This window comes from Ignavibacteria bacterium (genome assembly GCA_025612375.1).
In the GTDB taxonomy this organism is placed as follows: Bacteria; Bacteroidota; Ignavibacteria; order Ignavibacteriales; family SURF-24; genus JAAXKN01.
On sequence record JAAXKN010000011.1, the window covers coordinates 1 to 21,492 of the forward strand.

The 21,492-nt window shown below is 46.0% G+C and carries 15 protein-coding genes; 12 read left to right on the top strand and 3 right to left on the bottom strand.

The features are described 5' to 3' along the window. The first annotated feature begins 19 nt into the window (after positions 1-19). Entirely contained in the window at positions 20-1,390 is a 1,371-nt protein-coding gene (locus HF312_09180; GenBank protein ID MCU7520373.1) for a deoxyguanosinetriphosphate triphosphohydrolase, read from the top strand. Positions 1,391-1,445: 55 nt separating this feature from the next. Here the strand turns inward: HF312_09180 and acs are convergent, their stop codons facing one another. Together acs and uvrA are read right to left on the bottom strand one after the other, a co-directional pair. Beyond that, the gene (gene acs, locus HF312_09185; GenBank protein MCU7520374.1) at positions 1,446-3,341 is read right to left on the bottom strand and encodes an acetate--CoA ligase; all 1,896 of its coding nucleotides are present in this window, start codon (positions 3,339-3,341) and stop codon (positions 1,446-1,448) included. A 247-nt stretch (positions 3,342-3,588) separates the two neighbouring features. Continuing rightward, positions 3,589-6,414 (bottom strand): excinuclease ABC subunit UvrA, encoded by a 2,826-nt coding sequence (gene uvrA / locus HF312_09190; protein ID MCU7520375.1) that lies wholly within the window; start codon positions 6,412-6,414, stop codon positions 3,589-3,591. Positions 6,415-6,515: 101 nt separating this feature from the next. On the opposite strand from uvrA, the gene HF312_09195 reads away from it, so the two are divergent. The 8 genes from HF312_09195 to bla all read left to right on the top strand — a co-directional run bounded on the left by HF312_09195 (position 6,516) and on the right by bla (position 15,745). Next, positions 6,516-7,139, top strand: coding sequence for a YigZ family protein (locus tag HF312_09195; protein MCU7520376.1), 624 nt, complete (start codon positions 6,516-6,518; stop codon positions 7,137-7,139). A gap of 260 nt (positions 7,140-7,399) precedes the next feature. Then, entirely contained in the window at positions 7,400-7,828 is a 429-nt protein-coding gene (locus HF312_09200; GenBank protein ID MCU7520377.1) for an Rrf2 family transcriptional regulator, read from the top strand. Positions 7,829-7,852: 24 nt separating this feature from the next. Continuing rightward, positions 7,853-10,480 carry a cytochrome b gene (locus tag HF312_09205; GenBank protein ID MCU7520378.1) on the top strand — a complete coding sequence of 876 codons (2,628 nt, stop codon included), beginning with the start codon at positions 7,853-7,855 and terminating at the stop codon, positions 10,478-10,480. A 288-nt stretch (positions 10,481-10,768) separates the two neighbouring features. Beyond that, the gene (locus HF312_09210; GenBank protein MCU7520379.1) at positions 10,769-11,341 is read left to right on the top strand and encodes a cytochrome C554; all 573 of its coding nucleotides are present in this window, start codon (positions 10,769-10,771) and stop codon (positions 11,339-11,341) included. A gap of 169 nt (positions 11,342-11,510) precedes the next feature. Next, positions 11,511-12,641, top strand: a complete 1,131-nt coding sequence (locus HF312_09215) for a hypothetical protein (protein MCU7520380.1) — start codon at positions 11,511-11,513, stop codon at positions 12,639-12,641. 1 nt (position 12,642) lies between these two features. After that, positions 12,643-13,857, top strand: a complete 1,215-nt coding sequence (locus HF312_09220; protein ID MCU7520381.1) for a cytochrome c3 family protein — start codon at positions 12,643-12,645, stop codon at positions 13,855-13,857. A gap of 17 nt (positions 13,858-13,874) precedes the next feature. Then, positions 13,875-14,780 carry a hypothetical protein gene (locus tag HF312_09225; protein ID MCU7520382.1) on the top strand — a complete coding sequence of 302 codons (906 nt, stop codon included), beginning with the start codon at positions 13,875-13,877 and terminating at the stop codon, positions 14,778-14,780. A 146-nt stretch (positions 14,781-14,926) separates the two neighbouring features. Next, positions 14,927-15,745 carry a subclass B1 metallo-beta-lactamase gene (bla, locus tag HF312_09230; GenBank protein MCU7520383.1) on the top strand — a complete coding sequence of 273 codons (819 nt, stop codon included), beginning with the start codon at positions 14,927-14,929 and terminating at the stop codon, positions 15,743-15,745. Here bla and HF312_09235 read toward each other — a convergent pair. Next, positions 15,737-16,516, bottom strand: a complete 780-nt coding sequence (locus HF312_09235) for an MBL fold metallo-hydrolase (GenBank protein ID MCU7520384.1) — start codon at positions 16,514-16,516, stop codon at positions 15,737-15,739. The genes bla and HF312_09235 overlap by 9 nt on opposite strands. Before the next feature lie 415 nt (positions 16,517-16,931). On the opposite strand from HF312_09235, the gene HF312_09240 reads away from it, so the two are divergent. From HF312_09240 to HF312_09250, 3 genes are all read left to right on the top strand, one after another. Beyond that, the gene (locus tag HF312_09240) at positions 16,932-18,344 is read left to right on the top strand and encodes a 2Fe-2S iron-sulfur cluster binding domain-containing protein (protein MCU7520385.1); all 1,413 of its coding nucleotides are present in this window, start codon (positions 16,932-16,934) and stop codon (positions 18,342-18,344) included. Positions 18,345-18,402: 58 nt separating this feature from the next. After that, positions 18,403-20,679 (top strand): molybdopterin-dependent oxidoreductase, encoded by a 2,277-nt coding sequence (locus HF312_09245; protein MCU7520386.1) that lies wholly within the window; start codon positions 18,403-18,405, stop codon positions 20,677-20,679. A gap of 33 nt (positions 20,680-20,712) precedes the next feature. After that, positions 20,713-21,492: amidohydrolase family protein (locus HF312_09250; GenBank protein ID MCU7520387.1), on the top strand; the 780-nt coding region annotated here is incomplete at its 3' end.

Below are 21,492 nucleotides of genomic sequence, written 5' to 3' on the forward strand. Positions count from 1 at the left end.
TTTTTATTAAAAGGTTCATATGAATTGGGAACGTTTACTTTCTAACAGACGCCTTGGAGATATAGGAAAGAACAGCTTTGTGCCTTCAAATGACGGGAGAAGCGAGTTCCAGAGGGATTTCGACAGGATTGTGTTTTCTTCTGCCTTCAGGCGCCTGCAGGATAAGACACAGGTCTTCCCATTGCCCGAAAGTGACTTTGTGCATAACCGCCTTACACACTCGCTTGAAGTCTCCTGCATCGGGCGCTCACTTGGAAACCTGGTCGGTGAAAGAATTCTTGAAAGACACCCGGAGCTTAACGACAGATTTACAAAATTCCACTTCGGTGAAATTGTAGCCGCTTCGTGCCTGGCGCACGACATAGGCAATCCCCCGTTCGGGCATTCGGGCGAAGACGCCATATCAGAATACTTCAAGCACGGAAGCGGAAAACAGTTTGAAGAAAGGCTCAACGACAAAAAGAAGTGGAACGATTTTATAAAGTTTGAGGGTAACGCTCAGGGTTTCAGAATAATTACAAAGCTTCAGAACCCGACCATATTCGGAGGACTCTGCCTTACGGCGGCCACACTCGCCTCTTTGACTAAATACCCCAGGGAATCCTTTATTCCCCACGAGGCAGCTGAACTTTTAAGAGGCCAGATCTATAAAAAGCACGGATTCTTCCAGTCGGAAAAAGAGCTCTTCCAGGAAGTAGCCGAAGAGGTTGGAATGCTGAGAAACTGCGAGGACGACTGCTTCTTCTGGAGCCGCCACCCTTTGTCATTCCTTGTTGAGGCTGCAGACGACATTACGTACAGGATCATGGATTTAGAAGACGGCTTCCACCTGGGGCTGGAATCTTTCAGCAGGACTGAAGAGCTCTTAAGGGCGCTTATTGATGCAAATACGTTAAAGTCATACGACGGGCGGGATAACAACGACAAGATAGGATATTTAAGGGCCAAAGCCATGAGCTCTTTAGTAAACCAGCTTGCAGAGGTTTTTGCGGACGAGGAGGAAAACATACTCCAGGGCAGGCTTACAGAAGACCTGATAGATATTATCCCTTCGGCAAAGGTGTTAAAAAAAATAAAAGATGTTTCCAAGGAAGAGATCTATTCATATAAAAGCGTAATTGAAAGGGAGACCGCGGGCTATGAGGTTTTAGGCGGACTTCTGGACATATTCATTACGGCAGTCAATGCCGCCGCGGACGGCAATACGAGCCATAAGAATACAAAGGTGCTGCAGCTTTTGCCAAAACAGTTTTTGAATCCGGGCGGGATTCCCGAAGAGGATCTGTATTTAAGGCTTCTGAGGATTACGGATTACGTTTCAGGAATGACCGATACGTATGCAATTTCGCTCTTCAGAAGAGTAAAAGGGATATCTTTGGCGAGCATATAAATTTGTGTGTGATTGTGTTTTATAGTCAGGGCGCACCGTAGTGCGCCCATACAGTTTATTCTTCGAGGGTGGAGATGTTGCCGGGGTCCTGGCCGAGGGCCTGGGCCTTTAGGACGCGGCGCATTATCTTGCCGCTTCTTGTCTTTGGAAGCGAATCCACAAATTCCACTTTCTCCGGTTTTGCAATAGGGCCCATCTCATGCCCCACGTGCTGGCGGAGTTCTTCAGCCAGAGCATCGCTTTTTTCAAAACCGCTTTTCAGCATCACGTAGGAATAAATTGCATTTCCTTTAACTTCGTGCGGAAGCCCTATTGCCGCGGCCTCTGCAACCGCCGGGTGGCTGACGAGTGCGCTTTCAATTTCAGCCGTTCCAAGGCGGTAGCCCGAGACTTTAATTACGTCGTCAACTCTTCCGATAACCCAGAAGTATCCGTCCTCGTCCTTACGCGCCGAGTCTCCGGTCATATACATTCCGGGGAACCGGCTCCAGTACTGGTTTACGTACCTGTCGGGATCCTTATAGATTGTTCTTATCATTGCAGGCCACGGTGTTTTAATTACGAGATAGCCTTCCTCATTAGGTCCGGCAGACTCCCCGCCTTCATTTACCACATCCATTTTAAGGCCTGCAAAAGGTTTCGTACCGCTTCCGGGTTTAAGGGGCATGGTTGGAACAGGGGTAATCATGAACATGCCCGTTTCTGTCTGCCACCACGTATCCATTATGGGGCAGCGTTCTTTTCCTATAACCCTGTAGTACCATTTCCAGGCCTCGGGGTTAATCGGTTCACCGACCGAGCCCAGAACGCGGAGCGAGGAGAGGTCGTACCGGTTGGGCCATGCCTCGCCGTAGCGCATGAGTCCCCTTATGGCAGTCGGCGCGGTATAAAGGAGGTTAATGCCGTACTTTTCAATCATCTGCCACCAGCGGTTAGGAAACGGGTGCGTCGGGGCGCCTTCGTACATAAAACTGGTAGTGCCGTTTAATAGAGGTCCGTATACAATGTAGCTGTGGCCCGTAATCCAGCCCGGGTCAGCGCTGCACCAGTAGCGGTCCTCTTCGTGAATATCAAATACATATTTAAGCGTGGAATAAACCCCAACCATAAAGCCGCCGTGTGTGTGAACTATTGCCTTGGGTTTGCCTGTGGTGCCTGAAGTATAGAGTATAAACAAGGGGTCCTCTGCATCCATAATTTCAATGTGGCATGCAGTACCTGCAATAGGAAGGTTCATGAGCTCATGGTACCACATGTCGCGTCCGGCTTCCATATTGACGTCTTCGCCCGTGCGCTTTACGACCAGTACGCTTTCTACTGTAGCCGCCCTTTGCAGGGCCTCATCTGCAATCTGTTTTAAGTGCACGATCTTTCCCCTCTGGTAGCTCCCGTCGGCAACGATAAGCACCTTGGACTGGCTGTCTTCCAGTCTTTCATGAAGGGCCTCGACTGAAAAGCCGCCGTAGACTACAGAATGGATAGCGCCTATCCTGGCGCAGGCAAGCATTGCAATTAAGAGTTCCGGGATCCTTCCCATGTAGATAGTAACCCTGTCGCCTTTTTGAACGCCGAGGCTTTTCAGGATGCTTGCAAATCGGCATGTATCGCGCCTGAGTGCAAAATATGAGAAGCTTCTGAATTCCCCGTTTTCCCCTTCCCAAATGAGGGCAAGTTTGTTCCTGCGGTATGTCTGCGTATGGCGGTCGAGGCAGTTATAAACGATATTTGTCTTTGCCCCTGTAAACCATTTATAAAAAGGTTTCTGGCTGTCGTCCAAAACCTTATCCCATTTTTTATACCAGTAAAGTTCATTTGCCTCTTTAGCCCAGAATCCTTCCAGGTCCTCATCGGCCTCGCGGCAGATTTTATCCCAGTCTTTGGCGTGCGCCCTGTTAATAACATGTTCGGAAGGATAGAAGACTTCACCATGGAGTTTGTTCTCTTCTGACATTATGCCCTCTCCTTTAATGACTTTTTATTGCTGCCTTTTCTTTGGCGGTTAAAAAATGTAAGTACCATCATTATATTGTGAAGAATAAACGGGTTAAAAACAAGTTAGCTTTTGGTGCTATGAAAAGCAATAGAAGGAAAAGGGGTATAAGAGTTTTACTTATTAAAATCAGTTAAGGATGCCTGAAGGAAAGAGATTATTTAAGCCAGGGCAGCATATAACTGCTACCCTGCTTACTTAGAAAGATTTACCTTAATTCTTTTTTGAGATATTCTCCGGTAAGGCTCTTCGGGTTTTCTGAAACTTCCTCGGGTGTGCCATGGGCTACAATTTCGCCTCCGTACTCGCCGCCGCCGGGTCCTAAGTCTATTACATGGTCGGCAACTTTAATTACGTCCAGGTTGTGCTCAACCACAATTACGGTGTTCCCTTTTTCAACGAGCTTGTTTAATACTCCAAGAAGAATCCTAACGTCTTCAAAGTGGAGGCCCGTTGTGGGTTCATCCAGGACGTATACTGTTTTTCCTGTTCCCACTTTGCTGAGCTCGGTTGCAAGTTTCACCCTCTGGGCTTCGCCGCCGGATAAAGTAGTTGCCTGCTGCCCTAAGGTTATATAACCCAGGCCCACGTCATGGATCGACTGGATCTTTCTTTTTATTCTGGGGAGATCCTCAAAGAACGTCAGAGCCTCTTCTACCGTCATCTCCAGAACGTCTGAAATTGACTTGGTTTTATAGAGCACTTCAAGAGTCTCCCTGTTGTAGCGCTTGCCGTGGCAGACGTCGCATTCTACGTAAACGTCGGGCAGGAAGTTCATTTCAATTTTCTTAAGACCGTCGCCCTGGCACTCCTCGCACCTTCCGCCTGCAACGTTAAAGCTGAAGCGTCCCTGGGCATAGCCTCTCATCTTCGATTCCGGAAGCTGTGCAAAAAGATCCCTTATGTGTGTAAACACACCGGTGTAAGTTGCAGGGTTTGACCTTGGGGTCCTTCCGATCGGGGACTGGTCTATTTCAATTACCTTGTCTATGTTCTCAAGGCCCAGGACGTCATCAAACGGAAGCGGGATGATCTTCGACTTATAGATCTTTTTCATCAGTATCCGGACCAGGGTCTCATTTATAAGTGAGGACTTGCCGGAACCGCTGACGCCTGAAATTGCAGTAAATGTGCCGAGCGGGATTTTAAGATCGACATTTTTAAGGTTGTTGCCCGAGGCTTTCTTTATTTCAAGGAAGTGGCCGTTACCCTTTCTTCTTTCCTTCGGCACCTCAATTTTGATCTCGTCTTTTAAGTACTTTAAGGTAAGTGATTCAAAACCGTTATTTGATTTAACAATCTTTTTAGTCTCTCCCGCCAGGCATACCTCGCCTCCGTGGACGCCGGCTCTGGGGCCAAGGTCAACAATGTAATCGGAGCTCTCCATGGTTTCCCTGTCGTGCTCAACTACAACGACCGTGTTGCCCAGGTTTCTCAGGTTTTTAAGGGAGTCTATGAGCTTAATATTGTCGCTCTGGTGAAGCCCGATTGAAGGTTCATCCAGGACGTAGAGGACGCCGGCAAGCTGGCTCCCGATCTGTGTAGCAAGTCTTATTCTCTGCGTCTCGCCGCCTGAGAGCGTGCGTGCCGAGCGGTCGAGCGTAAGGTAATCAAGCCCCACGTTAAGAAGGAACTGCAGGCGTGAGGTAATCTCCTTTAAGATCTGGTGAGCTATGATCCCTTCTCGTCCTTTAAGGTCAACCTTGTTAAAGAAGTCGAGCGCTTTGCGGATTGAAAAAGAAGTAACCTGACTTATGTTCAGATCCTTGAAGGTCACAGAAAGCGATTCTTTTTTAAGTCTTCCGCCGTTACATGTTCGGCAAGGCAGTGTATTCATAAACGACTCGGCCCATTCCCTGATCTTTGGGGATGTTGTAGTGTCGTAGTAATGTTTTACGTAATTAACCACGCCCGAGTACTTATGGACGTAAGTAACGGTTCTTCCGCCGCCGAAAGTATAGTTAAAGGGGATCTTATCCTTCGTGCCGTATAAGAGGACGTCCTTCTGCTGCTGAGTAAGGTCCTTAAGCTTTGTATCATAATCGAAGCCGTAGAGGTCGGCTACAGCCTTAACCTGGTTATAAAACCAGATCTGGCGCGGTTTTCCCAGTGGGGCAAGGCCTTCCTCGTTAATTGACTTATCCCAGTCCGGGATAATAAGGTCTATATCGATCTCTTTTTTCTCTCCCAGGCCGTCGCAGTCGGGGCAGTAGCCGTAGGGTGAGTTAAATGAGAAAGAGTTAGGGGCAAGCTCCTGGAAGCTGAGTCCGCAGTGCAGGCAGGCCAGGTTACGGCTGAAGATAAAATCTTCCGTTCCCTCATTTACAACAATGCTCCCCTGCCCGTAGTTAAGTGCGACTTCCACTGATTCAGCCACTCTGGATCTTGACTTAGAATCAACTTTCAGGCGGTCGATTAAAATTTCAATATCGTGGACTTTATAGCGGTCGACCTGGAAGCCCTTGGTGATTTCGAAGAGTTCACCGTCAACCCTGACCTTCAGGAATCCGTCGGCTGCAATTTCCTCAAAAAGCTCGCGGTAATGCCCTTTTCTTCCTCTTACAACGGGTGCAAGGACCTGGATCTTCTTCCCGTCCTGCGCCTCCATTATGGTATCGATCATCTGTTCGGCAGACTGTTTAGTAACAGGCCGCCCGCAATTATAGCAGTGCGGAACGCCCAGTCTTGCAAAAAGGAGTCTTAAGTAGTCATAAATTTCTGTAACTGTGCCGACAGTACTTCTCGGGCTTCCCGAGGTTGACTTCTGCTCTATGGAAATTGCGGGGCTTAAGCCTTCAATAAGGTCAACGTCCGGTTTTTCCAGCTGGTCCAGGAACTGCCTGGCGTAAGAAGAAAGAGATTCTATATATCTTCTCTGCCCTTCGGCATAAATTGTGTCGAAAGCGAGGCTTGACTTTCCGGAGCCTGAGAGTCCGGTAATAACAACGAAGGAATCGCGAGGGAATTCTAAGTCTATATTTTTTAAGTTATGTTCTCTGGCACCCTTTATTATAATCTTATCCTGAAAATCCATTTTCCCGTCTTTGGTTCAAAATTTTTTAATTTAAAATGTTATATTAAGTATCGCTTTATTGAAAATCAAATTTATTTAGTGCATAAAATCAGGTACACGGAATGCAGATTCCTGAAGAATTCTTAACCATAAAAGAGTTTTCCGAGTCAAAATTCAAGGAAAAAGGCTCCCTTTTTATCGGGCAGTCGCATCCTGTTCAAAGCGAGGCTGAGGCTCTGGAGATACTGGAGCGCACAAGGAAGAAGTATTACGACGCAACCCATCACTGCTATGCATACAGGCTTTCAAGCGGTGAAACGAAGTATTCCGATGCCGGGGAACCTACTGGCACTGCCGGAATAAGGATTCTGAATGCAATTGAGCACTTTTCCCTAACCAATATTATTGTTATAAGCATCAGGTACTTTGGAGGCACAAAGCTTGGAGTCGGTCCCTTAGGTAAAGCCTACTACAACTCGGCTTATACATCGCTTGAAGGGGCTGAGATCCTGAAAAAAATTTGTTATAAAAAGGTTATCATTACTTCGGGATTCGAGTTCATAAGCCAGCTGCATCACGCCCTTTCGAAAGTAACCTCCAGGATACTGAACACCTACTATGAAGAAAAAGTAAGCCTGGAATGCCTTGTAATTCCCAAAGACTTACCCCGTCTGGTCAATTTTCTCAACGAAACACTCTCAGGAAAAGTTCAAATAAATGACAAAAACGAGCATATCTATCTTTAGCTGAATGTTGAATATATGGACATTTGAGAAAAATTTCTTATCACTTTTAGGAATAATTCCCATTATAAGTAAACATATTCAACATTTCACAAAATAAGGCATATGGTATGAATATTGCAGTAATCGTTTAGTTTCTCCTATTCTTTGAAATGTTGATGTGGAAAGTTGACAAAATGTATTTTTATATCTAATTTGATACCGGACATTGAGATCTATTTTTACCACTCATTAAAAAACATTCAAAATTTTGGGGAAACGCTATGATTTACACAAAAACGGGTGAGTATGCTATCCGTGCCATTCTTTTTCTGGCCAGGCAGCCTAAAGAAAATCTGATTATGTCTTCAGAGATAGCCAAAAGTGAGGACATACCTGCGCATTATCTGGCAAAAATACTGCAGAGAATGGCAAAATATGGATACGTTGATTCCTTCAAAGGAAGAGGCGGCGGATTCCAGATTACCGATTTGGCAATGAAAAGTTCCATTCTTGAAATCGTTGAAAGAGTTGAAGGCCCTGTTATTAACCTTAAATGTGTTACAGGACTCAAGGAATGCTCAGACGAGAACCCCTGTCCCCTTCACGAGGAGTGGGCACAGGTAAGAGACAGGATTTATCAGTTAGTTTCAAGCAAATCGGTACAGGAGGTAGCAGAAAAGTATGCCGAGACACTGAATAAAAACAAATAATCCTTTTTTCAGGAGTGGTTACTTATGAGGCTATTTATAGCTCTGTTCCTTGCCATATCAAGTTCCTTAGCTGTGGCGCAGACAAAGACTCCATGTATTGACTGCCATAGCGATAAAGATTTAGCGACAGAGAGAAACGGGAAACAAGTTTCTCTTTATGTTGATGCCGACGGGTTTAAGAAATCCGTTCACGCTGATATTGAATGTACCGACTGCCATGCCGGCTTTGATGCTGATAATGTTCCTCATAAAGAAGGCAAGGACATTGCGAAAGTTGATTGTGCGCAATGCCACGATACTCAGGTTTTTTCAAAAAGCATTCATGCCCAGAACAAGGTTGAATGCTACAGCTGCCATACAAAACACACGATAACCAGTGCTTCAAGCATAAAAAAATCAGAAGCAGATCTGTGCATTAAATGCCATAAATCTGCTTCTGTAGCCTCTTACAAGAAAAGTATCCATTATCAGAAATTCTTAGCCAAAGCAAAGGCACCGGTCTGCACCGACTGCCATAACAAGTCGGCACACCAGATTCAGGCCGCAAAATTCGATAAAAACAGTGAAGAAAAGCTTTGTGCAACCTGCCATAAGCAGACGCAGGGAGAATTTGCGCAGAGTGTTCACAAGCTGGCAAAAGATTCCAACACACCGGGCTGCGTCAGCTGCCACGGTGCTCATGAAGTCTATAACAGCAAATATTCCATTTCTTCGCAGGCATGCCTGAAATGCCATTTGAACCAGTCAAAGTTCGCTTCTGCCGGCAAATCGCAGTTAGTCGGTTTTGTTAAGAACTACGTAACCAGCATTCATTCAAAGGGTGCAAAGGGCAAGGAAGCCGCCACATGCATCGACTGCCACGGCGATCATATGATCATGGGTACAAATGCTTCCAAAGCACTTACCTCGCGCGAAAATATCGCAAACACCTGCGGAAAGTGCCATGCCGATGTACTTAAAGAATACAAGAAGTCAGCTCACGGAATGGCTTTTGCCAAGGGTCTTGCGGTTGCACCGAGCTGTGTTGACTGCCATGGCGAGCACACCATACATTCAATTCAGGATAAAGACAACAAGCTTGGCAAGGTAACTGAAAAAGACGTATGCTATAACTGCCACGTAAAGAATCCCGAGGTTGTAAAACTGACAGGAAGGCCTTCAACAGATGTTATGGCTTATGAAAAGTCTGCACATTACATTGCCCTCAAGAACGGCAACGAAAAGGCACCTACCTGCTCGGACTGCCACGGCGGGCACCTTATGCAGAATTCATCATTTGCCAGTTCCAAGACAAATAAGATGAATATTGCCAAAAGCTGCGGCGGCAGTCCTGAATGCCACGCTTCGGTTGCAGGCGTTTACAACCAGAGCGTTCACGGTGTTGCTGTAAGCAAGGGCATCAAGGAAGCTCCAACTTGCATCGATTGCCACGGTAACCACCAGATTTTCGACAAGGATAATCCTTTAAGCAAGGTTAACCACGGCAAGCAGGTTGTAATGCTCTGCTCAAGCTGCCACTCAGACGTTAAGTTAAATAAGAAGTTCGGCATTCCCGCCTCGCAGGCATCCAGCTACATGGAAAGCTACCATGGCCTGGCAGTCAGGGGCGGATCAAAGTATGCCGCCGACTGCGCAAGCTGCCACGGTTCACACAACATCAAGCCGAGCAGCGATCCAACCTCTAATATTAATGAGAAGAACCTTTCACAGACATGCGGCAAGTGCCATCCGGGAGCAAACCTGACGGCTGAGTTCAAGCAGGTTCACCTGAAAGGTACAGAAACCGAATCCCCCATTCTCTTCTGGGCTTCAAAGGGCTACATGCTGATGATCATCGTTATCATCGGCGGAATGCTTGTTCACAACGTTCTTGACCTCATCAGGAAACGCCAGGAAAAGAAGCGTCACAAAAAAGAAATTGAAGAGCTGAAGAAGGAAGGGAAAGTTTACTTAAGAATGAGCCTTAACGAGCGCATTCAGCACTTTATCATGCTTACAAGCTTTATTACACTGGTATTCTCAGGCTTTGCACTTAAATATCCTGACAGCTGGTGGGCTACAGTTGTAAGGACAATACTCGGCGAAAACGCCTTTGAGATCAGGAGCCTTACGCACCGCGTATTTGGTATCGCAATGGTAAGTGTTTCTTTATATCACACATATTACCTGGCATTCACAAAAAGAGGCAGAAGGCTCTTCATGGACATGCTGCCGAACCTCCAGGATGCAAAGGATGTACTTATTAACGTTAAGTACTTACTCGGTATTAGCAAAGAGAAGCCTTTCTTCGGGCGTTTCTCATACATGGAAAAAGCTGAATACTGGGCATTGGTCTGGGGCGTAATTGTAATGAGCGCCACGGGAGCAATGCTCATGTTCAACACATATTTCTTAGCAATTGCACCAAAGCTATTGCTTGACATAGCAACGCTTGTTCACCTGTACGAAGCATGGCTTGCCACGCTTGCCATTGTGGTATGGCATTTCTATTACATCATCTTCAACCCTGAGGTCTACCCTCTTAACAAGGCCTTTATAAAGGGTACGCTGAGTGAAGAAGAAATGGAAAATGAACATCCGCGCGAGCTCGAAAGAATTAAAAAAGAAGAACTCGAAGGCATTAAGGAAAACGAGCCGGAGAGCGTAAAATAAATAAAGTTTTCAGCAGCCCCGCGTGGGCTGCTGGAGCTCTTTATCTATATGTTCTTTATAAACTGATACAGGCGATTCCATCCCGCCTGTATTGCTTTTACCCATAGAATTTCCACTATACTTTGTCCCGAAAATTGATAATTATATTTATGGATTCAATTACCATTGCTTCTTTGACCGTTAATTGAATATATTGTATCTCATTTTTTATAATATCGACCTTCTGTGGCAAATTTGGGGAACGTTAAATAGTCAAAATGCTCATCATTTAATTAATTGGAGGTTACAATGTTAAACAGACTAATAGCTGGGACTATCCTTGTTGGATCGATAGGCTTGTTCGCTGTTACTGCCAATGCGCAGGACAAGGATACCAGTACTAAAAAGTTCGGATACGTTGGTGTAGAAAAATGCGGTATGTGCCATAAGACAGAAAAGCAGGGTAAACAGCTATCAATCTGGCAGAACTCAAAACATGCTGAAGCTTATAAAACTCTTCAGACAGAGAAAGCCGACAAAATAGCACAGGAAAAGGGGTTCAAGACAAAAGCAGCTGAAACCAAGGAATGCCTTGAGTGCCATGCAAGCGGATACGATGTTGATGCCTCTTTGAAGGGCGCAAAGTTTAAGGTTGAAGACGGCGTTCAGTGCGAAACCTGCCACGGTCCAGGTTCTGAATATCAGAACATGAAAGTAATGAAAAACCGCGAGGAAGCCATGGCAAAGGGTTTAGTTGTACATACAGAAAAGGAAAAATTCTGCACAGGCTGCCACAATTCAAAGAGTCCTACCTTTACAGGCTTTGAGTATGACAAGTTCTGGGCAAAAATCAGCCACATGGTACCAAAAGAAACAAAATAATTAAAATGGGAAGGCAATGAATAAACTTATATCATTCTGTATATTGCTTCTCGGTTTGCCTGTTTTGATTTCCGCGCAGAATATAAATGGAAGACTTTCGTCTTCCATTTATACGTTTGAGCGGTTCGACACAACCGATGTATCAAATACTTATGTCCGATCATATCAAATGCTCAATTTGAATATCAACAAAGGACAGTTTTCTTTACGCTCTTATTTAAATTTTGAATCCGATCTGTCAAAGAAACAGGATTATGACCCAAGGTTCAGAGTATATAACTTATATTTGGAAGGGAGAAACTTATTCGATATTGCTACTATTAAGATCGGACGCCAGCCTATTTTCAACTCAATTGCAGGCGGTGGCGTTTTTGACGGTGTGGACCTGGATTTAAGGTACAGTGATTTTAAGCTTTCAGGCTATTACGGGGGAAACACTCCCGCGTATCAGAACTTTGAGACAACAAAGAACTGGAACGACGACTATATCTTAGGCGGTAAATTCACCACCTCCATAATCAAGAATACTCAGATAGGTTTAAGTTATATAAACAAGAACTTCAGGCCTCTGGATTATTATGCAACACGTTTCGATGCAAACCTGAACCCTATGCAGGTTTTAATCGAAGGCAATTCAAATCAGTTCAAATTTGCTTCGGCTGACGTCTCCTACCGTCAGGAAAACATGTTCAGTTTGGATGCAAGGTACGACTACGACCTGAACTTTGAGACGACTTCGAAGTTTGAAGTCTCTGGAAGGTATGAACAGATTGAAAACCTTGGAGTTGATTTATACTACAACTACAGGGAACCAAGAATAAGGTACAACTCAATATTCTCAGTCTTTGATTTCGGCAACACGCAGGAAATTGAAGGCGGGCTTGACTACAGGTTTTTCAATCAGTATACGGTATTCGGGAAATTTGCAAACGTCACCTATAAAGACGACAACTCACAGAGAATCACCGCCGGTATAAACACAAACTACGGAAGCCTCAGCTACCGCAAGAACCTGGGCTACGCCGGTGAAATGGATGCAATTTCTTTATACGGCGCCTACTCAATGATGGATGGATTCTTCACCCCGTCACTGGGCCTGGCGTATACTTCATACAAACTTTCCAAAGAGGACGCAAAGAACAACCTGACATCAGTCCTGGCGGGATTTAACCTGCGCCCGTGGAAAGCGCTTTCCTTCGACCTGCAGGGACAGTACCTGAACAACAGGATTTACAAGGACGACTTCAGGCTTTTCTTCAAAATTAACTATTGGTTTAACACTAACTTAAAGCTGATTTGATATGAAACCAAAATACATTTATTTAATACTGACATTAGCCGTTACCGGGTTCCTGGCGTTTAATGCCTTCACATCCGCGCAGGAAAATGGCCCGAAAGGGACCGGCAACGAGAAGCTCATAAAGTTTTCTCACAAACTTCATGCTGAAATTACTGACTGTCAGGGGTGCCATTCCAAGGCAGCCGAAAGCACAGAAGTCGGGAAGGATTTATATCCGAATCACGAGAACTGCGGAAGCTGCCACGATGTGGAGGATACGAACAACTGCCAGATGTGCCACTTCGACGAGAACTATGAGGCATTACACTACAGGGACTCAGGTCTCAACTTCAACCACAAGTTCCATGTGACAGAACAGAAGATGGAATGTTTAGGATGCCACAAAGGCATAAATGAGGTGGAATACGGATTTCAGGCCAAGCCAGAGCCCTATCCCCCGATGAGCCTTTGCAACACATGCCACAACAATTATAAGGATATTGCCTCAAACGAATGCAGCCTCTGCCACAAGTCGACTTTTGACTTAAAGCCCTTAAGCCATCAGAAAGGCGATTTCAGGAAGACGCATAAGTTTGATGCACTTCAGGCAGATGCAAACTGCAACATGTGCCATGACAACACTTCATGCCAGGATTGCCACATTGGGAACAACATCCTGACAGAAAACAACACACAGAATAATTCCTATGCTCCTTATACTCCGGCAAACTCTTTTGACAGCAAGCCGCAGAAGCAGCAGATCACGCGTGTTCATGACCTGAATTATGTATATAATCACGGCATTGATCTCAAGAGCGGGAAAATGGAATGCCAGACATGTCATCAGGTTGAGACCTTCTGTGCCGAGTGCCATCAGAATGCAGCGCAGCACGACTTTGCCATACCGGGCGTAATGCCTGCCACGCACAGGCAGCCAAACTTCATAACTGCCGCAGTAGGTTCAGGCGGCGGAGTGCATGCCGTTGATGCAAAGCGCGACATTGAAAGCTGCGCTTCATGCCATGACGTACAGGGCGGAGATCCCGTCTGCATCAGGTGCCATATGGATCCCGATGGAATCAAGGGCGACAACCCGAAGACCCACCCGTCAAACTATATGCATGACACACACGGCGACTGGCACGACAGCCAGGGATCGCTTTGCTTTAATTGCCATACAAATGCCACACCAAACTCTCCAAAGGGAGTAGGTTTCTGTGGTTACTGTCACAAATAAAAATTGAAGAGTAAAAAATGAAATACATAATCACATATCTTTCATTCATTTTAATAGCCGGGCTGTTTGCAGCCGGCTGCAGCGAGATTAAGAAAGATCTTCCGGTTCAGGCCTCATCTGCCTCTGTTGTCCACGGTCCGGGCTTCGCGCAGTTTGGTCATCCGAACTTCCATGGAACTCAGCTCAAGAAGAGCAACTGGGATATCAGGCAGTGCCAGGGCTGCCACACGGGCTACAATGCGGGCGGTACAGGCGTAAGCTGCAAAAGCTGCCATACACAGCCAAACGGGCCTGAGGCATGCAACACATGCCACGGCGACTTTACAAACCCCAACTTTATAGCTCCGCCGGAAGATACCAACGACAGCTCAAAGACTACGATGCGCGGCGTGGGAGCCCACTGGAGCCACCTCTATACAACACAGCTGAGCAAGCCTGTTGCATGCAATGAATGCCACCAGGTTCCAACTTCAGTCTGGCAGGCAGGGCACATTGACGGAAAGCCGGCCGAGGTGAGATTCGGTACATTCACAGAAAGCAAGTCGCCCAATGCAGCATTCAGCCCGTCTGACAATCCGACCTGCTCAAATACATACTGCCACGGCAACTTTGCCTTCTCGGCAGATTCGGCAGCAGCACAGGACAAATACATCTTTTTGACCGATCCTGCAACGGGAAAGCCGATGCAGATCACGGGCAACAACTTTACCGCAACATGGACAGACCTTATAATTTCGAAGGCTACGAATCAGGTTCAGAAGTGCGGATCGTGCCACGACCTACCGCCAAAAGGACACTTGGGGCACGGAAGCTTTGGAATTGAGAGCTGTGTCGGATGCCACAGCGGAGTTGTTGACGAACAGGGCAACATCATTGACAAGAACAAACACATTAATGGTGCTGTAAACGTCAGAGGATCATAAAATTCCCTATGTTTGTAAAAGGCTGCCGATTTGGCAGCTTTTTTATTTTTAAAGCTGCAAAAAGAGTTTTTGAAATATTTCAGGATATCATTAACTTTCAGGCTCTGTTCTTTAACTGAATTTACTTAAACTCACTCCGGACAAAAATGAAAACTTTACTCAGACTACTCCCCCTTTTTTTACTGGGCATTGTGTTTACTGCGCGTTCAATTCCTGCTCAGACAGACAGTTACAAGGTTCTTTATTCCGACGGGGAAATGGTAATTAGGGAAATTGACCCGGAAACCTTTCTTGTCACACATACCTTCCCCTGGCCTGCAAATTCGCTGGTACTGAAGTTTAAGAAAAACCAGTTCCTTCTTATCGATACCCCCTACACCGATGAGGCAACTGAAAGGCTTGTCACATTTCTTAAGAAAAATACACCAGGGGAAATTAAAATAAGCGCAATAAATACACACTTCCATGTCGATAACCTGGGAGGAAACGGCTACCTGAAAAAAATAAATGCCAGGATTTACGGGAGCAGTCTTACGGTAAGACTACTCAAAGAGCGGGGACTTGGCCAGGGGATGCTGGAATCGATGAAGAATATGCCTGAAATGTATACCTATTATAAAAGTAAAAAGCTCACCGCACCGGACAATCTCTTCCCTGTTGAGAAAGGGCTTAAGCTTCATTTCGGGCGTGATACTGTTGAAGTCTGGTACCCCGGAGCAGGACACACCAAGGACAATGTGGTTGTATATTACCCGAAGAAAAAGATACTATTCGGAGGATGCATCTTGAAGGCCATGGAAAGCTCCTCAAAGGGAAATCTTGGGGATGCGGATATACATGTCTGGAAGGGTTCCGTTGAAAAACTCCTGGCAAGATATCCCGAGGCAAAACTAGTAGTACCGGGTCACGGCGCCACAGGCGGCATTGAAATAATCAGGCACACGATAGATATAGTTTCAGAATAAACTAAGCTGCTGGAAAGGACGGCTGCCGGCCTTAAATCTTAAAATCTCATTTGCCCTGTTTCTGTGCGTAAGGCAGAGTTTTGTAGTCATAAGCCCGTTACTGTTAAGCACTTCCTGCGCCGAGTCCATTGCCAGATGGGGCAAATTGCACTGCTGGCTGATGTGAGCAAGAATTACGGCCTCAGGAAGCTTAGTTGAGCCTTTTATTACTTTGTCCAGGAGTTCAGCGCACTGGGGGTTTGAAAGGTGGCCTATCTGCCTTATTCTCTGCTTTAAGTATTCCGGGCGCCCTGAATGCTCCAGCATATCAGGGTCGTGGTTCGATTCCAGCATTATTATATCTGAATCCAGAAACCTGCTTATAATCTCATCGTGGTAGTATCCTATGTCGGTTGCCACGGTGATTTTCTTTACCTCGGAGCCCAGGCTCTTTAAGATGTTATACCCGAAGCAGCCACCCGTGGAATCGTGCGGGACCTCAAAGGCCGTAACCCTGAAATTCCCGATCAGAAGCTCCTCATCAGTAAACACTTTAAGAAGGCCCGGCGTATGACCGCGTCCCATTGAGACATACTTCTGAGCCAGGTCGCGCCTGATGTTATAGTGGCAGTAGACAGGGATGCCCGCCTTATTGAACTCCTTCATCATTGTGCGGTTGACATGGTCGCCATGAGTGTGTGTAATAACAACGCCTGAGATAAAGGACAGCTCCATATCCAGGAGTCTAAGGTTGTCAAGTATATACTTCGGGTTAAAACCGCAGTCGATCATAAGGGCACTCTGACTATCCCATAACAAGGTACAATTTCCCGCACTTGAAGAACCTAAAACTCTGATATTTAATTCCATCTTAAAAAGGGCCGATCCTGAAAAATTCATAAAATGCTAAACTTCCGGGCGTTAAGATAAGAAAAAAATCCAAAAGATTACCATTCCTGCGGGGGAGGGAAAAATTTTGTCCTCACATGAGAAGTTCCATGTGGCATTTAATTTAATTTTGTCCTATCTTTTTAGGGTGTTTGGGCAATACTCATTGCCCTTAGCTTTCCGGAAATTATGTTTAATAATGTCTACAAAGGATGTTGCAAAAGCAGCCTCCACAGGGCTGATATTTGCTTAGAGTAAGTTATCTGTTACTTAGTACAGGCAATTACTTTTTCTTAAGTTTATATCATAGAGGCATTCATTGGATAATCCGGTTATTTTTATCCTAAACGGGAAAGAGATACGTACTTTTTCTAACCCCGGCACAGTTTTGCTTGATTTTATAAGGAAGGAACTGTTTTTAACCGGGACAAAGGAAGGCTGCCGCGAGGGCGACTGCGGAGCCTGTACGGTGCTTATAGGCGAAAACAGCAGGGGTTTTACCTGCTACAGGGCCCAGAACTCGTGCCTCATACCTTTAGGGTCCATCCACGGAAAACACGTCGTTACAATTGAAGGAATAAACCTTAATGCTCTTTCTCCCCTTCAGGAGGCTCTGATTGGTGAAGGCGCCATTCAGTGCGGATTCTGCACGGCAGGCTTAATAATGTCCATGACGGGCTTCCTCCTTTCGGGGCGGCAGCTGAGTCCTGAAAATGCAATTGACGCAATTGCAGGCAACATATGCCGCTGCACCGGCTACAGTTCAATTAAAAGAGCAATAGAGCATTTCCTTTCAGAATCCGAAATAAGCCCTGAGGCAGGCAGAAAGCGCCTGGAAAGCCTCGTTAAAAAAGGCCTTATTCTCCCCTACTTCCTGGAGGTTCCTGAGATGCTTAAGAATATCCCCCGGCCTGAAAAGCCTGAAACTGCAGGAATGCTTATTGCAGGCGGAACGGACATTATGCTTCAGAAGCGCCATGAAATTCCGGATATAAAACTTAACTTCCTCAGTAAAGATATTGAAGACGCCGCAAGGCTTGAAAACGATTTCCTGATTCTGGATGCCGGGCTGACAGTTACGGATTTAATGAATTCCGTTGTCCTGAGGAATTACTTCCCGCAGATTAAAGATTATCTAAAACTCTTCGGCTCCCATCAGATAAGAAACCGTGCAACCCTTGGGGGAAACATAGTAAATGCCTCCCCTGCTGCCGACATGGTAAATATACTTCTTGCCCTTGACAGCACTCTTGTTATAAAAAACAAAGAAGTGAGGGAAGTGGCGCTAAAGGATTTTTACCTTGCGTACAAGAGTCTGGATAAAAAAGAAGATGAGCTGGTAATAGAAGTTAAACTGCCTGTTCCTGAGGCCGGATACTTTTTTAATTATGAAAAGGTATCCAGGCGGACTCACCTGGACATTGCAAGCGTCAATTCCTCAATTTATATGAAAACAGAGTCAGGGTTTATAAAAAGCGTTCACATTTCTGCCGGCGGAGTTGCGCCAATTCCTTTATACCTGAAAAAGACAGCGGCATTCTTAAGAGGCAAAGAAATCACTTTTGAAACCATTCATAATGCAGCCTTAATTGCCGGGGGTGAGATAAGTCCCATAAGCGACATAAGAGGCTCCAGTGAGTACAAAAGGCTTCTTTTAAGGCAGCTTATATTTGCTCATTTCCAGAAGTTTTCGCCTGCACTAATTGAAAGCCCTGAGATGCTCTTTACTTAAGAATTTTTGTCCGGTGATTTAACATATTTTTTCAGCATAGGTAGGAGTCTGAAGTAATATGAAAAACAGTGACAATATAAGTCATGCCCGGGGGGAGTCGAAATTTATTGACGACCTGAGCCTTCCTAAAGATGCGCTTTATGCCGCAATATACTACTCCCCCATTGGACACGGGGAGATACTTAATCTGGATCTGATAGATGCATATTCCACGCCCGGGGTTAAGGCTGTTTTAACTTACGCGCATATTCCGGGTGAAAACCAGATCGGGGGCGTCATTAAGGATGAGACTCTGCTTGCCGAGGATTTTGTGCACTATGCCGGGCAGCCAATTGCAATTGTTGTGGCAGAAAGCCCTGAGGAGGCACGAAAAGCCGCAAAAAAGATAAAAGCTGAATTCCAGGAGCTCCCTGTTGTTACAGATGCGTATGAAGCATTTATGCGGGGTGACTTTATCATTCCGCCAAGGGTGTTTTCAATCGGTGATACCTCGCTTGCATGGGATAGGTGTCAGTTTATTGTCGAAGGTAGTGCTGAGACAGGCGCACAGGAGCACCTTTATCTTGAGACTCAGGCTTCAGTTGCATGCATGACGGATTCAGGATCTCTTAAGGTCATTTCTTCCACACAGGCGCCAACAGCTGTCCAGCGGGCGGTCTCCAGGGTTACGGGCCTTCCGATGAATAAAATTGAAGTTGAGGCTCCCCGCTTAGGAGGCGCTTTCGGAGGAAAGGAGGATCAGGCAAACGCTTTTGCCGCAATGGCCGCCATGGCAGCATTAAAATTAAACCGCACGGTAAAGCTTGTCCTCTCAAGAGAAGAAGATATCAGAATTACGGGTAAAAGACATCCTTACTCCTCTAACTTTAAGATGGGACTGGACGAAGAAGGCAAGATACTTGCCTATGAAGTAACATTCTACCAGAATGCCGGGGCTTCTGCCGACTTATCCCCTGCCATACTGGACAGGACACTATTCCACGCAACAAACAGCTACTTTATCCCTAACGTGAAGGCAACAGCATACTGTCTCAGGACAAACCTTCCTCCCAACACGGCTTTCCGCGGCTTCGGGGCGCCTCAGGGGATGTTTGTAATTGAAAGTGCAATTTATAAAGCCGCTGAAAAAATGGGAGTGGATGCAGGAATACTTCAGGAGAAAAACCTTCTGAATGAAGGGGACCTGTTTCCATACGCCCAGAAGGCTGAATGCTGCAATGCAAAGAAAAGCTGGGAAAGTGCCCTGAAAAATTTCAGCATAAGCCAGATTGAAGAGGCGACAAAAAAGTTTAACCGTAAGAATAAGTTCTTCAAAAAGGGCTTTGCCTTAATGCCCATATGTTTCGGGATCTCATTTACAAATACATTCATGAACCAGGCGGGCGCTCTTGTGCACCTATACCAGGACGGCACAGTCGGCATAAGCACGGGAGCCGTTGAAATGGGTCAGGGTGTAAATATGAAGCTGAGGCAGATTGCAGCAAAGATATTTTCTGTTGATATAGAAAAAATAAAAGTTGAATCTGCCAATACAACGCGCGTAGCCAATACGTCGCCAACGGCAGCAAGCGCGGCTGCGGATATGAACGGCAAGGCGCTTGAAAAGGCGTGCCGTGAGCTCCTGGAGCGCTTAATTAAAGCGGCAGCCCTTGAACTGGAGCCCGAGGAGCTATCCGAAATTACAATTGATAATGAAGAGGTTCGGCTTAGAGGTAAACTAACCGGAATAAGCTGGAAGGATCTTGTAGATAAGGCTTTCAGGCAGAGGTGCGACATGTCATCGCATGCCCACTATGCAACGCCCGGGATTTATTTCGACCGGAACATTAACCAGGGGCGCCCATTTAACTATCACGTATACGGAACAGCAGTAGTTGAAGTTACACTTGACTGCCTGAGGGGTACATATGAAGTTAATTCGGTTAAAGCCGTGCACGACTTCGGCAAATCGTTAAACCCCCAAATTGACAAGGGGCAGGCCGAAGGAGCAATACTGCAAGGGCTAGGGTGGCTTACGATGGAAGAAGTTACTTATGACAATAAAGGAAGGCTCCTTAGTAACGGGCTTTCCAGCTATAAGGTGCCCGACATATATTTTTCTCCCAAAGTGCTTAAAGTGGAGTGTCTGGAGAACTCCAGTAATCAGCGGGGCATCTTCAACTCCAAGGCAATTGGCGAGCCCCCGTTTATGTACGGGATTGGAGTCTACTTTGCACTTCTTAAAGCAATAAAAGAATTCAGGCCGGATGCCGAGCTGGACTTCAAGGCTCCCTTGACTCATGAAAGGGTGCTCATGGCGCTCTATAGGGAAGAAAAGCACCCGGTAACCGCGTAAAAGGGAAATTATTTAATAATAAACAGGAATAATATGCTGTTACTGAAAAATTGCTCTTATATAGCACAGCCGGATGAGGACGTGATAATAACAGACTCCGACATACTAATTGAGGGCAGCCGTATAAAAAGGATCGGGAAGAATTTAGAGGCAAACTTACCTACAGACAAGGTGCTCGACTGCCAGGGTTCGATCGTAATTCCGGGGCTTGTAAACTGTCATCATCATTTTTTCCAGACTCTTACGCGAAACCTTAAGGCGGTGCAGAATGCAAAGCTTTTCGACTGGCTTACATACCTTTATGAGGTGTGGAAAAATATTGATGAAGAGGCGGTTTATTTTTCTTCCATGACGGCAATCGGGGAGCTCCTTAAGACCGGGTGCACACTTACAACGGACCATCACTATTTGTACCCCGAAGGCTTTACGGGTGACCTCATGGGGCTGCAGTTTGAAGCCGCCTGCAAACTCGGCATAAGGTTCTCCCCTTCACGCGGCTCGATGTCCCTGGGGAAGAAGTCCCACGGGCTTCCGCCTGACAGCGTAGTGCAAAGTGAAGAGGTAATTTTAGAAGACAGTGAGCGAGTAATTGAAAAATACCATGACACCTCGGAAGACTCGATGCGGAAAATAGTTCTTGCCCCCTGCTCCCCCTTTTCAGTCACAAAAGAAAGTATGAAAAAGACGGCAGGCCTTGCAAGGAAGTACAACGTAAGGCTGCACACACACCTGGCTGAAACGATGGATGAAGAGGCTTTCTGCAACGATATGTTCGGGAAAAACCCGCTTGCCGTAATGGAAGAGGTGGACTTC

Bases quoted from the DNA above. Each gene is read 5' to 3' on its own strand.
- HF312_09210 (MCU7520379.1), top strand. From the start codon at position 10,769: ATGTTAAACAGACTAATAGCTGGGACTATCCTTGTTGGATCGATAGGC.
- HF312_09225 (MCU7520382.1), top strand. From the start codon at position 13,875: ATGAAATACATAATCACATATCTTTCATTCATTTTAATAGCCGGGCTG.
- HF312_09195 (MCU7520376.1), top strand. From the start codon at position 6,516: ATGCAGATTCCTGAAGAATTCTTAACCATAAAAGAGTTTTCCGAGTCA.
- uvrA (MCU7520375.1), bottom strand. From the start codon at position 6,414: ATGGATTTTCAGGATAAGATTATAATAAAGGGTGCCAGAGAACATAAC.
- acs (MCU7520374.1), bottom strand. From the start codon at position 3,341: ATGTCAGAAGAGAACAAACTCCATGGTGAAGTCTTCTATCCTTCCGAA.
- HF312_09220 (MCU7520381.1), top strand. From the start codon at position 12,643: ATGAAACCAAAATACATTTATTTAATACTGACATTAGCCGTTACCGGG.
- HF312_09235 (MCU7520384.1), bottom strand. From the start codon at position 16,516: ATGATCGACTGCGGTTTTAACCCGAAGTATATACTTGACAACCTTAGA.
- bla (MCU7520383.1), top strand. From the start codon at position 14,927: ATGAAAACTTTACTCAGACTACTCCCCCTTTTTTTACTGGGCATTGTG.
- HF312_09200 (MCU7520377.1), top strand. From the start codon at position 7,400: ATGATTTACACAAAAACGGGTGAGTATGCTATCCGTGCCATTCTTTTT.
- HF312_09245 (MCU7520386.1), top strand. From the start codon at position 18,403: ATGAAAAACAGTGACAATATAAGTCATGCCCGGGGGGAGTCGAAATTT.
- HF312_09215 (MCU7520380.1), top strand. From the start codon at position 11,511: ATGCTCAATTTGAATATCAACAAAGGACAGTTTTCTTTACGCTCTTAT.
- HF312_09180 (MCU7520373.1), top strand. From the start codon at position 20: ATGAATTGGGAACGTTTACTTTCTAACAGACGCCTTGGAGATATAGGA.
- HF312_09205 (MCU7520378.1), top strand. From the start codon at position 7,853: ATGAGGCTATTTATAGCTCTGTTCCTTGCCATATCAAGTTCCTTAGCT.